At 37.0% G+C, this 15,708-nt stretch carries 13 protein-coding genes; all 13 read right to left on the minus strand.

Annotated features, from left to right (window positions below; genetic code table 11):
* Window positions 1-32: 32 nt before the first annotated feature.
* Window positions 33-1,073, minus strand: coding sequence for an aldose epimerase family protein (locus tag LKI_RS01145; RefSeq protein ID WP_013102287.1), 1,041 nt, complete (start codon window positions 1,071-1,073; stop codon window positions 33-35).
* The gene (locus LKI_RS01150) at window positions 1,066-4,128 is read right to left on the minus strand and encodes a beta-galactosidase (protein WP_013102288.1); all 3,063 of its coding nucleotides are present in this window, start codon (window positions 4,126-4,128) and stop codon (window positions 1,066-1,068) included. Before LKI_RS01150 ends, LKI_RS01145 begins: the two co-directional genes overlap by 8 nt.
* Window positions 4,129-4,142: 14 nt before the next feature.
* Window positions 4,143-5,552, minus strand: a complete 1,410-nt coding sequence (locus tag LKI_RS01155; protein ID WP_013102289.1) for a glycoside-pentoside-hexuronide (GPH):cation symporter — start codon at window positions 5,550-5,552, stop codon at window positions 4,143-4,145.
* Between the two features lie 61 nt (window positions 5,553-5,613).
* On the minus strand, window positions 5,614-6,786 hold the full coding sequence (locus LKI_RS01160) for a galactokinase (RefSeq protein ID WP_013102290.1): 1,173 nt from the start codon (window positions 6,784-6,786) through the stop codon (window positions 5,614-5,616).
* A gap of 61 nt (window positions 6,787-6,847) precedes the next feature.
* Window positions 6,848-8,347: a UDP-glucose--hexose-1-phosphate uridylyltransferase gene (gene galT / locus LKI_RS01165; RefSeq protein WP_041762547.1), complete on the minus strand. Its 1,500-nt coding sequence runs from the start codon at window positions 8,345-8,347 to the stop codon at window positions 6,848-6,850.
* Window positions 8,348-8,469: 122 nt separating this feature from the next.
* Window positions 8,470-9,471, minus strand: a complete 1,002-nt coding sequence (locus LKI_RS01170; RefSeq protein WP_013102292.1) for a LacI family DNA-binding transcriptional regulator — start codon at window positions 9,469-9,471, stop codon at window positions 8,470-8,472.
* Window positions 9,472-9,934: 463 nt separating this feature from the next.
* Window positions 9,935-10,336 carry a hypothetical protein gene (locus tag LKI_RS01175; RefSeq protein WP_013102294.1) on the minus strand — a complete coding sequence of 134 codons (402 nt, stop codon included), beginning with the start codon at window positions 10,334-10,336 and terminating at the stop codon, window positions 9,935-9,937.
* Between the two features lie 44 nt (window positions 10,337-10,380).
* Window positions 10,381-10,854 carry a DUF5680 domain-containing protein gene (locus tag LKI_RS01180; RefSeq protein WP_013102295.1) on the minus strand — a complete coding sequence of 158 codons (474 nt, stop codon included), beginning with the start codon at window positions 10,852-10,854 and terminating at the stop codon, window positions 10,381-10,383.
* Between the two features lie 146 nt (window positions 10,855-11,000).
* Window positions 11,001-12,245: an ArgE/DapE family deacylase gene (locus tag LKI_RS01185; RefSeq protein WP_013102296.1), complete on the minus strand. Its 1,245-nt coding sequence runs from the start codon at window positions 12,243-12,245 to the stop codon at window positions 11,001-11,003.
* A 29-nt stretch (window positions 12,246-12,274) separates the two neighbouring features.
* Window positions 12,275-12,880, minus strand: a complete 606-nt coding sequence (locus tag LKI_RS01190) for a DUF1349 domain-containing protein (RefSeq protein ID WP_013102297.1) — start codon at window positions 12,878-12,880, stop codon at window positions 12,275-12,277.
* Window positions 12,881-12,958: 78 nt separating this feature from the next.
* On the minus strand, window positions 12,959-13,486 hold the full coding sequence (locus LKI_RS01195; RefSeq protein ID WP_013102298.1) for a hypothetical protein: 528 nt from the start codon (window positions 13,484-13,486) through the stop codon (window positions 12,959-12,961).
* A gap of 109 nt (window positions 13,487-13,595) precedes the next feature.
* A complete protein-coding gene (locus LKI_RS01200) occupies window positions 13,596-15,299 on the minus strand; it encodes a glycoside hydrolase family 13 protein (protein WP_013102299.1) in 1,704 nt (567 codons plus the stop codon).
* A complete protein-coding gene (locus LKI_RS01205; RefSeq protein WP_013102300.1) occupies window positions 15,283-15,702 on the minus strand; it encodes a PTS sugar transporter subunit IIA in 420 nt (139 codons plus the stop codon). The genes LKI_RS01200 and LKI_RS01205 overlap by 17 nt, the downstream gene beginning before the upstream one ends.
* Window positions 15,703-15,708 lie beyond the last annotated feature (6 nt).

Consider the following 15,708-nt stretch of genomic DNA (forward strand, 5'->3'; position numbering starts at 1 on the left):
TTGTACCACCATCATACTATCTTTAGAAATGATTATTTAAGTGTATCATAAGCATAAATAATCGTCGCTTCTGCCGTGTCGTTAACCGCCAAGTCAACATGACCAAACGTTGGTATATTTTCACTATTTGGTAAGGTCTGTGCTTCAAGGGCAACCGCTATCCAAGGATGTCCCTCACCGCGATTAGTATCTTTGATGACATCATTATCCAGCTGGTTTGCGGTAAAAGCAACAACCGCGTTACGATCTGAATATACTGAGAGGCGTCTGCCAGAATTATTTTCCGTTAACACTACCACTGGCTTAACTAATGATGGTTCAACAAGGAATGCATCGTCTAAACCACCTTCTTTAATTTTAGAACGAAGTTTAGGCAAGATAACACCCAAATTTGTTTCATTTTTAAAATCAAACAGCGTATTAGCATTGTCAAGTAATGAACCGGTGGGTATTTTATCAGCATTTATAGCAGCATGTTTTTGACTATTAAGCCATAGCTCATGCGTCAATAGGTTATCGACCCCGGGATTAGCTAAATTAAAATAACTGTGAATCGTGGGGTTAAAAACACCATCCGCTTTCAATTGTTCACCAGTAAACTTCAAAATAACGCGATTATCATCGGTCAATTGATAGGTTACCTGAACATTAATATCTCCTGGAAAACCATCTAATTCAGATAATTGTTGCCTTTTCAGTGTTATTTCGTTAGCTTCTTGATTAATACTAACATCAAAAAATTGTTCGCTAAGGCCTTGTGGCCCACCATGCAGTGTGTGCCCATTTTCGTTAGTTGGGACAACAATATTACGTTCATTTTGAGTCCAACGTCCATCAGCAATACGGCCAGCCGTGCGGCCAATGATACGGTTGATATTATAATCTGCCGTTAACGATGCAAAATCATCGCTGGATAAAACTAAATTGACACGTGTCTCATTTTCATACACAGAAAATTCTTGAATGATACCCGCGAAATTTAATACGCTTAAACGCGTACCATGTACATTTTCCAATGTATAGCGTTGAACCATCTGACCTCTATGTTTGCCAAAATCTATAACTTTAATCATCTGCCAATTCCTTCCAAGTCAGTTCATAGTGATACTGACTGCTATTTAACAAATATGCTTCTGCAACACTTGGAGACCACGAATCATCCCCGCCGACTCCCATATGAAAACCATCTAAGTTAATCCAAATACCTTCGTCAGCCGTCAATTCTTGCCGATGTATTTTTTGCATCAATTCATTTTGACTAAAACGACTGACTTGAAACGATATGGGCGTTTGATGTGCCGTAATTTTTTGATGATTTAAAATAATGTCAGTAACATCTGTGCGAAGACCATTCTCACTAGGAAAAATGTAAGGGGTATAGAAATCTTGCACTGCCAAATGCCAAGAACCTAGCATAGCAGCACTTTTACGATCAGGATAATTTTCAAATGGACCGCGACCGTGATAAGTAACATTTTCAAATGTTGGGACCATAACTTGTAACCCTATGCGGGCCGGTGGCAAACCATTTGTATGACATGTGATATCAACACTAATGTACATCTCACCTGTCTGGCTAAATCGATAACGTTTGACAGATGATATGACATGTTCGTCATGAGCAAAATAATCGTGTTGCGTTGTGATTTCAATATGCGATTCTGATTTGGCAATATGAAAAGCCATTAATTTCTCCTGCAGGTCAAACCAGCCATTTGCTAACCAACGCGCTTGCCAAGCATTGGGGTCTGGTTTTTCAATTTCACTAACCCCAATATCATTGTCAATCGGTGCACGTGTAAAATTATCACGTAATGGTGATAAAATTTTGTCATTTCCAGCTACTACCCAATGAGTCAACAATCCTGTTTTTAAATTAAATTGCCATACAGTTACGCCGGCCGTAATTTTGATTGATTGATCTGTTTGTGACACTTTAGGTGCGTCTGTCGTGTGTTCTGGTTGTTGTAGCACATTGCTTCCTTGCTTTAAAACAAACTGATGATATGCCCGTAAATCACCAACTTTGAATACACCACTATCTTGAGATTGTATTGTTGTCACGTTAAGATATGTGCGGCCGGTTAGCAATTTCACATTTGGTAATGCCAACGATATGACTTGTGTATTTAACGGCGCAATAGTTAGATTAACGGTTTTTTCAACAAGAATCTTATCATTATTAACCAACGTATATCGCAACTCTTGATCGTTGACATGTTTGAAATTGTATTCACTTCTAACCTGTAATGTCAAATTTTGAAGTTTGAATTGCAAATATTGCTGTTGGTAGGCAACCTCGTACATAGCGGGTTTTGGTGTACGGTCTGGGAATAAGAGCCCATCTAGGCAAAATTGTCGGTCATTAGGACTGTCGTTAAAATCGCCACCATACGCGTAATCACCGTCTTTAGACAATCCTTGATCAACCCAATCCCAAATAAATCCTCCTTGTAACCGGTCAAATTGTCGAAAAGCGTGCCAATATTTATTAAAACCACCCAAACTATTACCCATATCATGAGCGTACTCACATAAAATCAGTGGTCGCGTTTCACCAGGATTGCCAATCCAATGTTTAATCGACCATTTAGAATTAACGTCGAAAATTTGATCATCATCAACACGCGCATACATTGGCGCAATGATATCAGTGACTGCTGTATCAGCGCCACCACCTTCATATTGAACTGGGCGACTAGGGTCGTTCTTTTTAAGCCATTGATATAACGCATCATGGTTACCCCCGTAGCCTGACTCATTGCCCAATGACCAAATAATAATAGCCGGAAAATTACGGTCACGTTTCACCATACGCGTTACGCGTTCTGTCATTTGGGGCAAATAACGCACATCATTGGTTAAATGATTCATGGGTGTCATGCCATGTGTTTCAATATTGGCCTCATCTACCAACAAAATGCCGTATTCATTTGCTAGTTCATACCAACGTTGATGGTTAGGATAATGGGATAAACGCACCGCATTAAAATTATTCTGTTTTAACAACATCAAATCTTGTCGCATGGTAGCTTCATCAATTGCGTAGCCTTTTTCAGGATGAAATTCATGTTTATTAACACCGCGAATCAGTAATGGCTGACCATTCAGTTTGAGTAAACCGTTTTCAATCGCGACGCGACGAATACCGACTTGTGTATGTTCAATATGCATCATATTTTGATGGTCATCATAAACTGTCAGCACTAATTCATATAAATTAGGTATTTCATCTGACCATAAATATGGTTGTTGCACTACTAAGTTGATCGTCAATGACTGTTCATCAGCACCACGTTCATCAACTATCACCTGTCCAGGTGTGCCAGTCTGGGAAGCAATAATATCATTGTCCCAAAACAAATCCGCTTTAACTCTAGATCCTACCGTACTTATTGTTTCAACTTTAACAATTGCTGTATCAAAATCATCGTCAATCGTTGGTGTTACGTGATAATCTAATAGACGGACACGAGGTACATGGGATAAAACGACATCCCTAAATATGCCAGATAAACGCCACATATCTTGATCTTCTAAATAACTACCCTTGCTCCAACGAAACACCAATACGTTTAATTTATTTTCACCGACAACCACAGCTTGACTGACATCAAACTCTGATGGTAAGCGGCTGTCCTCGGAATACCCTATAAAATTTCCATTTAACCAAACATAATAAGCTGATGACACCGCCTCAAACGTTAAATGAACTTCACCATCATCGTATAGCCATTCTGCTGATATATCAAATTCACGACTATACGCACCGGTCGGATTTTGTTCTGGAACAAAAGGTGGGTTAATTGGAAATGGATAGGACACATTTGTGTAAATTGGCATATCATACTGGCCTTGCAACTGCCAATTTCCCGGAACCGTGATAGTTTGACTACTTTGCATCGGCGCACGTAACCAACTTTCCGGCACATCTTCAGGTCTCTTAAATGCACTGAAGTGCCATTCACCATTCAAATTAGTTTGTGCATCGCTATAGTGACCATAGGTAGGTTTTTCTGTCGCAGACCAGTAATTTAAGGGCGAGTGCATCGCTAATCGATTTATACTTGTCACGCCCAACTGTTCCCAATCACGGCGTTTCAACGTTTCTGATAAGGTTTGTATCATCGTTTACCCTCAACTTATTTCTCTGACTCTAGTTTAATTTTAAGTTTTGTCACAATGTCTGCATGCATTTTTTCAGTCAGTTTCACTTTACTTGCGAATATTAAAGCGGCCAATAACATGAGAATACCTGGTACAACAAACGCAAAGAGATTGAATGTGGTGATTCCCTTTGTTGTAATATCTTTTGCTGTAGCGCTACCACTCATACCGGCAACAACAGCGATTAAACCGACCAAACCATTTGAGAGCGCACCGGCAATTTTATCTAGCAGTGGTCGAATAGATAAGGTGACTGCTTCATTACGAACGCCGTTCTTTAATTGTCCATACTCAACAGCATCAGTAATTGTCATTAATGCTGATAAGAAAACTAATTGATATGGCAAATAAAATAGAATTGTTGCCATGGTGACTATAATAGCACTGTGCCCACCAAACATGAACAAAACATATCCAACAATTTGAATACCTATACTACCAATATACACAAATCGACGTGTTATTTTCTTAACTAATGCTGGGAACAACGGTACTGCGGTCAAACCAGTTATCGTGGCAATTAATCCGACAAGCCAAAAATCTTGTGGTTGTCCCAAAATAAATTTGTAATACAGGTACAAAACAGCAGTTGTGACAACATAAGCAATGGCATAGGCAATATAAGAAAGTGCTAACCACATCAACTGATCGTTTTTTGTAATGGCTTTAAAAACATCAGAAGTTTTCACTTTTGGACTTTTCTGTCGAATAATAGATTCACTTTCTTTGGTTCCCCATGCAGTAATCAGTGCTGTGCCACCTGAAACAACACCAACAATCACAGCAAACCAAAACCAACCAGAAGCACCTTGCTTTTGATTACCAGTTACAAGATAAGTGAAGAAAGTTGTTAATGGCACGACGATCATTGTTGTACCATTGGCGCCCAAGGAAGAACCAATACGAGCAACAGTCCCTAATTTACCACGTTCTGCTGAATCGTTAGATAAGGCAGGAATCATTGACCAATAAGCAATGTCTTTAAAAGAATAAAACGAATCTAAAATAATAAATGCGACGGTAAAGACAATAATAAACAGCATTTCATTGTGTTCAGCTAGTCCACCGAAATTAGTAAACATGATCACAATCATGACCGCTGACACCAAACCACCAATAACCAACCAAGGTTTGAATTTGCCATACTTTGTACGGGTGTTATCGATAATACTACCAATAATCGGATCAAAAAAAATCTCAATTAATCTAATGCCCACAACTAACGATGTGACTAATCCAATTAGTCGGCTGGCATTTTTAACACCATCAAACATCGAACTCGTTACGAAAATAATAAAATAAGTACTCAATGCGACATAATACGTGTCATGTCCAAATGCACCTAATGCATAACTAATACGTTGCTTCCAGTTACTGTTTGCCATGCTATATCACCACTTTCTTTCTATTAAAATAGTAAGCGCTTACATTTTATGGTGTAAAAATTTAACCTACCCAGTGTGCGCCTTGTCCAATTTCAGCGACATAAAACGATGCCTCATAACCTATCTGTTCACTATATGCGCGACCAACTATCGTTTTTAAATCTTCAACATGATCACGATCTACTAGCGCAATCGCACATCCTCCAAATCCCGCACCTGTCATACGCGCACCGAGAACGCCCGGTACTTTTTGAGCAGTCTCAGCGAGTGTATCTAGTTCTATACCGGTCACCTCATAATCACATTTTAAAGACTCGTGAGATGCATTTAATAGTTGACCAAAATAATTCAAATCATTGGCTTTCAAAGCTTTAACAGCTAATTGTGTTCGTTCATTTTCTGTCACAGCATGACGCGCGCGTCGCCTAATTGTGTCACTACGAATTAATTGTTGATTTTCCTCAAAGGTGTGACTATCAAGTTCACCGAGATATTGAATTTTTAATTTTTTTTGCAAATCAAATACAGCCTCCTGTGTCTCTCTTACACGATCATTATATTTAGAATCTGCAAGCTCTCTACGTTTATTTGTGTTCATGATCACAATTACATGTTGTCCTAAATTAACTGGTACCATTTCGTAAATCATCGTATTAGTGTCAAGGTAAATTGCCTGATTTTTTTCACCAAAGCCTATAGCAAATTGATCCATGATGCCTGTATTGACACCGACAAAGTCGTTTTCTGAACGTTGCCCGCTTGCAACCAATTGTAGACGTGGAATTTTTAAATCATATAGTTTTTGCAGTGTCACACCGACTAATAATTCCAGTGACGAAGAAGAGGACAAACCGGAGGCATTGGGAATGTTTCCAGTAACGACCAGTTCAAAACCCTTTGTAAACTGGTTGCCATAGCCACGCATTGCTTGCAAAACGCCCTTAACGAAATTGCCCCACGAACCATGTGCTAGCTTATCCTCATTTTCAATACTAAATGAAATAATACCGGCATCAGAAAAATTGGTTGAATACAACTTAACAATTGCATCATCTCGTAAGCGAGCAACACCATAGGTGCCTAAGGTTATTGCTGCTGGAAAAACATGACCACCATTGTAATCTGTATGTTCTCCTATTAAATTGATACGACCCGGTGAGAAAAAGCGATCCGTGGGTTTATGCATAAACTTTGACTCGAAAATTTTTTCGAGTGCTTGATAATTATCGGTCATTATATTCCCTTTCTTATACTAAAAACTACTTACTAGAAGAAAAGCTTGTTAATATTATTATTTATTCGAGCTTTTGAATGAATCTCTGTAAACCAGCTCTTCCCTCAGTATCATTTTTAAAAACGCTAGCATCCTCAAGTACACGTTCGAAAATATGCCCAACACTTTGTTGAACAATGTTGGTAACATTGGCACTTGTAATCGTATGTCGATGACGTAATTGATCAGCCCATAATTTATGTTTTGGGTCAACAGTTTTAGTATGACCAAGTAGATAAGCCTCAACATCAGCAAGCTCTTTTTTTAAACGCGGTGGTAAAATAGCTAGCCCCATGACTTCAATTAAGCCAATGTTTTCTTTTTTAATATGTTGCACGTCTGGATGGGGATGAAAAATACCATCCGGAAATTCTTCTGAAACGTTGTTATCTCGGAGTACTAAATCTAATTCATACCTTTGCTGCCTAAAACGCACAATGGGTGTCACCGTATGATGGCGTTGCCCGGAGTTATCATAAGCTTTGATAGACAAATCGTTATCATCGTAATTTTGCCAAGTTGCCATGACCTTCGATGCCGCAGTCAAGAGTTTGTCACGGTCTGAATCAATTAAGCGTAATGCTGTCATTGGCCAATTCAAGAAACCCGCTTCTAGCAGCTGATTGTTGAATAAATGAATCGGTTGCTTGATTCCTGCTTTAGCCATTGGTAGGTCATAACGGCCAGCTTGAAAGTGGTCATGCGATAAAATAGAGCCACCAACGATGGGTAAATCAGCATTTGAGCCAATAAAGTAATCCGGAAACTTTGTGACGAATTCTAACAGTCTTGCTAAATTTTCAGTATCTACATGCATGGGGCGTATGTTCTCTGACAATACAATAGCGTGTTCGTTGAAATAAGCATAAGGAGAATATTGAAAGTACCATGTTTCATCACCTAATTTTATCGGAATAACGCGATGATTTATGCGTGATGCATAATCTAAACGGCCCCAATAACCTTCATTTTCTTTGGCTAATGGTGATGCGGGGTACTGGGCTGATTGATTGGTACGACGTGTCAAAAATTGAGCGATAAGTTTTGGATCTTTTTCTGGTTTAGATAAATTTATTGTGATTTGTAAGGTACCATAGTCTGTCACAACTGGGTAAGAAATATTTTGGCTAATCTCACGTGTTTTGATATAGTTACTTCGTTTCGATAAATCAAAAAAATAATCGGTCGCTTGACGTGGTGACTTTTGATAATAATGCCAAAAAGCTTGACGCACTTTAGAAGGGCGTGGTACAAAAAAATCCATTAATTGTGCTCCAACAATATCCTTATTCAATTGCCGACATGAGAGTGTCCCACGTCCTTCTGTAATTTGAATCAATTGGTCTAATATTTGAAGTGTTGACCATTCATTAACTAGTTGATCAATTATAAAACACGTAACAGTTGATTCTCCGAGTATTCCTATCACTTGATTAATTAAATAAACCGCATCATCGTCAGTATAATCGGTTGATTTAATAATTTGTTTAACAAATGCGACAACTAAGTTATTTTTATCCATATCAACTTGTCCCATACTATATATATTTGCTCACGAAACCCAAATATCCACAATAATATTTGGGTTGTTCACATTTTATTACAAAGCAATAATAACATATAATTTAGTAAATGTAAACGCTTTCATTGAGTAAACTTCATAAATGTTTCTCGATATTCTAAAGCACTAGGAATCGTAGACCAGACCGTCCAACTATCAATTTCTGTGACAAGTTCTACTGCACGGTTCAAAGCCGTTTTACCCATTTCAGTGGCTTTTAAATCAACGCTGGTTAGTGCTGGTACTAAATATTTTACTAAATCTAAATCATCAAAACTCACAACATCTATATCTTTTCCTGGCTCCAACCCGCTTGTTTTAATCGTATTTAAAGCCCCGATAGCAATCGGATCTGATGCGATCAAAAGCGCATCAATTTGTGGTTGTTCCGTAAGTAAATGTTTTGCTCCCAAATTACCTGTTTCTGCTTGCCAACTACCTTCATAAACATATTCGTTTAATTGATGTTGCGATGTCCACTGTTTATAGGCGACATAACGTAAATCTCTTTCGCTTGTTGAGGTACTCCCATCCATCTCGATTAAATCATTGATACCACCAATAAATCCAATATGGTGTCGTCCAGATTGATATAATTCATCTAATATTCTGATCGTCATGTTGGTCAGTTCTGGATCCACGGCATCAACATTTTGATAATGTTTTTTGGCGTCAACCAATACTAATCGCTGATTAGCAGCCTTTATTTCTTGGACAGCATTCGATGACAACTCACCCAATGCAATTAGTGCATCAAATTGTCTAAACTGTGAGAGTCGTGTTTTTTTGTCTAGTCGCATAATTTCATCAATGGTGATATTATGTTGACGCGCTTCACTTTGAATACCTAAATAAATTTGACGCCAGTATGCATCATGATTTTCTCTCATTTCTGAAAAAGTTGTGATGACACCAATTTTAATATTTTTTTTAATTTTCTTTGTGTAATGATGCTTAGTTGCAACTTCAAAAACTAATTGACGTGTTGTGTCTCGAACAGATAGTGTTTGGTCATTATTCAATATTCGTGAAACAGTGCTGGAAGACAATCCCGTTTCTTCTGCAATTTGTTGAATCGTAACCATATTAATTCTCCTTGTCCCGTATGAGTTTCCTGTTTGTTAGCATTCATTTATTTTACTACAAAATGATGACTTTCTGAGTAATACGCGAGTATTTATTAACTATTTAATAAACCTAATAAAATAAATGAAATTGACTTGTTTTCATTTTTGGTAACGCAACCGTTACCATAGTGCTATTTAGTATTTTTATAAACAGACTAAAACGTGGTAATAAGGCAATTTTGATGTCATTATTTTCCATTGTCCTGACATATCACCAATTTTTTATGAGTTCCTAGAAGTTCAATAGCCAAATTTTCATGACTACTCAGTTGTACGAAGTCATATTAATAGCTTATAGTGTTCACTCTATAAACTATTAATATACAAAAAAACATCTCTAGCCAACAATATCTAGTGTTAGTTAAAGATGTTTGTTAATTGGCAATAATTCTGCCAACCATAACTTAAATATTTGCTGATATCATGGCGCCCACACTGATGATTTTTTCTGCTTTAACACCATAGATTCATCATGTAATCCCTCAAATACAAGCGTCACCTTTCCATTAGGATAGCCATCTAGGTTTTTCCAAACTGCTGTTGTTTCAGCAATGTCACCTTTTCTTACCATCGTTCTGGTCTCCGGTTTCCCATGATCATGAACAATGTGAAGATACATGCTCACCTGATTACTAGTATAAGGTTTATTTGCGTTGACACTCTCGCCAGTAATTAATTTTTTATAATCATTTTCTGTCCATTTTTGAGACATAATCTGTTGTTCTGGTTTACTAGGTTTCGTAATGCTATCAAGATCAACAAAATAAATAAAGCCGACACAAAAGATTAGCGTTGGAATCAGTAACCATACTATTTTCTTCATTATCAATGTTTCCCCTAATACTATAACACGACTTTAGTGGTATACTACATTATTGAACCACCACTATAATGTAATTGATAAACCAATACTTCTGATTTATAAATGGCTTCAACACCATAAAAATCATCCAAATTACCCGTAACATTATTTTTATAACTATATTCTGCTTGGCAAAAAGTCTCTGGTCCCCTAAAGGGTTTTGTCTCATCAACTCTTCTCAAACAGGATCTCAAAAAATCATATATATTGTAGATGTCATTTTCTTCAGTTACCGATCTCATGATGCCGCCCGAGTAAGCCATTGACCAAACAGCTTGACTCCTTACATATACTATTTCTTGCCCAACAAAGTAAGATAATCCAGTATAAATATCACGATAGGTATAATCTCCTTGTTCGTATTCAAGTTGTTTTGTATCGGGTAATAAAGGTTGTAATGTTGCTGCATCCCCTTTGGATGCATAAGTTTCTTTTTTAGCAGTCACTAAAAATTGGCTAAAATCGTTTTCTATTGTCATTTTTGTACCGGTTTTGATTTGTGCATTTTATAAGTTGAGACGTTAATATAAAAAATAATTGTTTAAAACCACCTAGTCAACCTACTTAGCGATAGTCATAGTAACAAGGCGTATGTTCAAAAGCAAGAACTAACGAACGTAACCTTTTATTGTAAGTAATTTTGAATAATTTCCTCATAAATATTAATAAAAGAATGATACATATCGGTATATACAAATTCATCAACTTGATGAGCTGTTGTGTTACCAGGTCCAAATATTAAAAACCCTAAATTAGGATTCGTTTTCAGAAATTGAGAAGCATCCGTGCCCCCAGAAACACCGATATAAGGTAATGATTGGTCTAAAATACGTTCACCAATACGTTTCGCTAGTTGGCTTAACTTAGATGTTGTTGATGAATAAACAGCATCCAATTCAAGTCCTACCTCTAATGACAGTTTCGCATGACCTGTTTGATTAATGTGCTTGATAATGTTTGATATTTGATTGATGATTTCTTCGTGGGTCACTTCTGGTATTGTTCTAATGAACACATTCACTTCAGCGTTACCTGGCACCGTATTAGGTTGTTCACCACCACTTATTTCTGTTACTACAGGTGTTGTGACACCTAATATATCATTTTTAACCTGTGAAATTGTTTGAAATACCTGACTTTGTTGATTAATAAAATCAACTAATGCATCAATAGCATTGACGCCTAAATCGGGCATTGAACTATGTGCTGTCACGCCTAAACTTTTGACTTTATAAGTTAACGCGCCTTTATGGGCAACAGTAAGAAAATGTTGTTCATTAGTATGATTTGTTTTCACGACTTCATGAATATCCTCTGACAACATGATGCCCGGTAATGCTGTTCCCTTAGGTATATTTTCTACAGAATCTAACGGTATGCCACTTGGTTCACCAACTAGTAAAGCATCAATATTATTTGCTAAACCTAATTCGACCATTTGCTTTGCGCCTATTTCACCCGACTCTTCACCAACAGTAGCAAATAATTTGAAAGTACCATGTAACAAGTCTTCCTTCTTTTTTAACCGTATCATAGCTGCTACACCTGCAGCGAGACCTGCTTTCATATCAGTGATACCGCGACCATAAAATTTATCATCGACAATCGTACCGGCAAGTGGCTCTACATGCCATCTGGTTACATCGCCAATAGCTACCGTGTCCTCGTGCCCGTCAAAGGCAATTGTCGGACCCTTTCCGTTGCCAATAGTTGCGATAATACCCGAACGGCCAGCAGAAAGTGGCACGATTTCGTTTTGAATATTGTGTGCTTTAAATAGTTGCTGTAAATAATTTGCGACTTCTAATTCATTTCTCCCAGCCGTGTTTATATTAACAAGTTGACGTAGCAACATGTCATCTTCATTCATGATTATTCTCCAATACTATATTATGTCTTTTATTTATTATCAGGTTTTTGACCATTGTGGGCTGGCCATTGGCAAGGCAGCAACTCTAGATTTGTGAATACCGATTTAAAAGAAGAATTTTCTGGTGAACAGGCATACACACCAAATTTAATCAGATCACTTGCCTTTGTCATATGAAAAATTCTCATTTGCGTAAAATGAATACCATCAAACGAGCTTTCCACACGATAATCATCTACTCGCCGACTTAATCGATACCAAACTGACTTGATATCTGCTGATATTGTAGTCGTAGCCCAATCAGAATAGCCTTCATTGGTGACGACACTACCCAGATGTTGATCATTTTCATTATCATATTCCGTTGAGGCCTTAATCCAATGCTCACTATCTAAATACATAACAATGCCACATTGATCGAAACGATGGTGGCTTTCAGAAAAGTCCGTTTTAACAACAAAAGAAAAGAACTTTTGAGTTGTACTCGTCTGAAGAACCGGCGCATTATCATTTTGAAAATGATAATATGTTTTCTGCCATAAGTCCGTGTATGGTTTAGATACAATTTCAATACGATTGTCACCAATTGCATAACTACTGGGCTTTTTTTGCCATTCAAATTTTTGTAAATCCACTATAACACACTCCTTAATGTGAGTATTTGGTTAACTTTTAAAATAATTATTGTCTAATTTTAATAGTCTAACATGCGCTTATTGAATATTTTTAGGATCAAAATTTTTACCGTTCTTTTCAACATAGTCAGCAACAGTATTAAAATAAAACCAGCGCTCCTGTACAAAGAAATTAAATGTTAAACCCAAACCATTTTGATCATTATCAATTTTTAAATTAGTAAATGTATATGGTGTGCCAAATGAACTCGTAGCATGTAACTTGTCATCTTCATTCAAGCCATTATAATACGCTATCCATGCATTGAAATCATCCAAAGTCCATGTTGTGAAGAATAGATGAGATGGACTGCTGCTATTCACCATCTCGTTGCCATATGGTACCGAAAAGACGTGGCGTTTATCATGAGTGTAATTATCATTTTTATCTTGTGCTACTACCTTACTTTGTGATGAACTGGCATGATTTGATGAAATACGAATGCTAGTTTCTGAATTGATTGTCTTGATCCGATTACTTTTAAAATATTCTGCTACGATGACAATAACTAATATTAACAATGTAACTAATACGATAAAAAGTATATAATTCGATTTCTTTTTCATTTTTTGCTGTCTGCCCTATGCGTGCTTAATATTCATTTAAAAACAATTTAACAGTTAGCATCACGCCAAAATATCATCATTTTTGTTAAAATGATGATACCATGCAGACTTAATCTTTACCAATGAAAACAATAGATTGATAGGGACTCAATTGCAAGTCATCGTGATATTGATCGACTTGCTCATAAGAATCGATAAGCACGCGCCATGATTTCTTTTCTCTTAAAGGAGCAGGCACGGCATACCAAAGTGTTTGATCTGTAAATGATGCAACAATCAATAACATTGTGCCATCTTGTGCTTCTCTAGTGAAAGTATATATTTTGTCATTGTCAGGCTCATATAATTGATATTTACCGTTCACAATCACAGGCAGTTCGTGCCGTAATTTAATTAATTTTTGATAATGGTAAAAAACAGAATGGTTATCACGTAGTGCGCTTTCTACGTTGATTGTTTGATAATTCGGGTTCATTTTAAGCCAAGGCGTCACATCACTAAATCCAGCAAATTTAGGCGTACCGTTCCAAGGCATAGGCGTTCTAGCATTATCACGTGATCTCAGATAAGCAACCTCTTTAATATATTTTTCACTCAAACCTTCTTTAGCGTAAATATCAATAATGTTCTTAGTTTCTATATCCTTATAATCTGATAATGCGCTAAATTTTGCATTGGTCATGCCAATTTCTTCACCTTGAAAAATATAAGGTGTGCCTTTGAGCATGTGTAATACAGTGCCTAGTGTTTTAGCACTTTCTACACGGTAAACCTCTGAGCCAAAGCGACTAACAGCTCTTGGTTGATCATGATTAGACCAATATAATGAATTCCAACCATGATCATTGAGTTTATTCTGCCATTCGGTCAGAACACGTTTCAAATCGGTTAATTGAAAACGTTTATTGTCAAATTTTCCACGTTCACCATAATCAATATGCATATGATCAAAATTAAATACCATGTTTAATTCATGCCGACTTTCGTCAGTATAGAGAATGGCTTGATCTGAACTCGTATTGGGTGTTTCACCAACAGTTAACGTATTAAAATTGCTTAACACTTCGCGATTCATTTCTTGCAGAAATTCATGCACCCTCGGACCATTGGACGCACCGGCATAATAACTTTTACTATAAGGTAAAGTGTCATCGGCGTCTGGAAAGTCCTGACGTTTCGAAATTAAGGAAATAACATCCATTCTAAAGCCATCGACACCAAATGAAAGCCAGTAGCGCATCATTTCATATATTGATTGTCGTAACTTTGGCTCTTCCCAGTTTAATTCTGGTTGTTGCGGCGCAAATGAATGGAGATAGTATTGTTGGCGTTCTGGCACATAGGTCCAAGCAGGACCACCAAATGTCGCACCCCAATTATTTGGCAAATCACCGTTTTTCGCTGGATCTTTCCAAATATAATAATTGGAAAAATAATTATCACGACTCTTACGTGATGCTTGAAACCATTCATGTTGATCACTTGTGTGGTTAACAACTAAATCCAGAATAATCTTAATCTCATTATCATGGGCAATTTGTAGTAGATGCTTAAAATCATTAATTGTCCCATATTCAGGATTTAACTGGTAGTAGTCTGAGATATCATAGCCATTGTCAACTTGGGGGCTAGCGTATATTGGATTTAACCATAATACATCAACACCTAATGTCTTTAGATACGGTATTTTATCGATAATACCGTTCAAATCACCAATACCGTCTCGATTAGTATCTTTAAAACTTTGAGGGTAAACTTGATAGACCACAGCACTTTGCCACCAATTTTGATTAAACTTATTCGTCGTCGTCATCAGTGATCACCTTCATCAATTCTGTATTCATATATACAATTTCTTGTCTCGCATCATCGATATATCCCTGAATTGTTTCATCATCCAGATAAGCATCTGAGGGTGACAATACAATAGGTAGAATCAAAGGTAAACTCATACCAGTCAACAAATGTACATGGGGTTGCGATACATACTTAATAAAGCCTTGGTTAACACTACCAGCTTTTAAATCCGTAAAAATAATGACCTCAGCTTCATCCTTTTTTTCAGAAAATAGTGGTTCTAATAGATTATCAAGTGGCTTATTATCCATATAGGCATCAATTGCAGTAAGCGTGGGTTGTTCACCAGCAATGAATTCAATCGTATTTTTTAACCCAGAAGCCATTTTGTGATGTGAAGCGATTATAATTTTTCTCATGTTATT

This window comes from Leuconostoc kimchii IMSNU 11154 (assembly GCF_000092505.1).
In the GTDB taxonomy this organism is placed as follows: Bacteria; Bacillota; Bacilli; order Lactobacillales; family Lactobacillaceae; genus Leuconostoc; species Leuconostoc kimchii.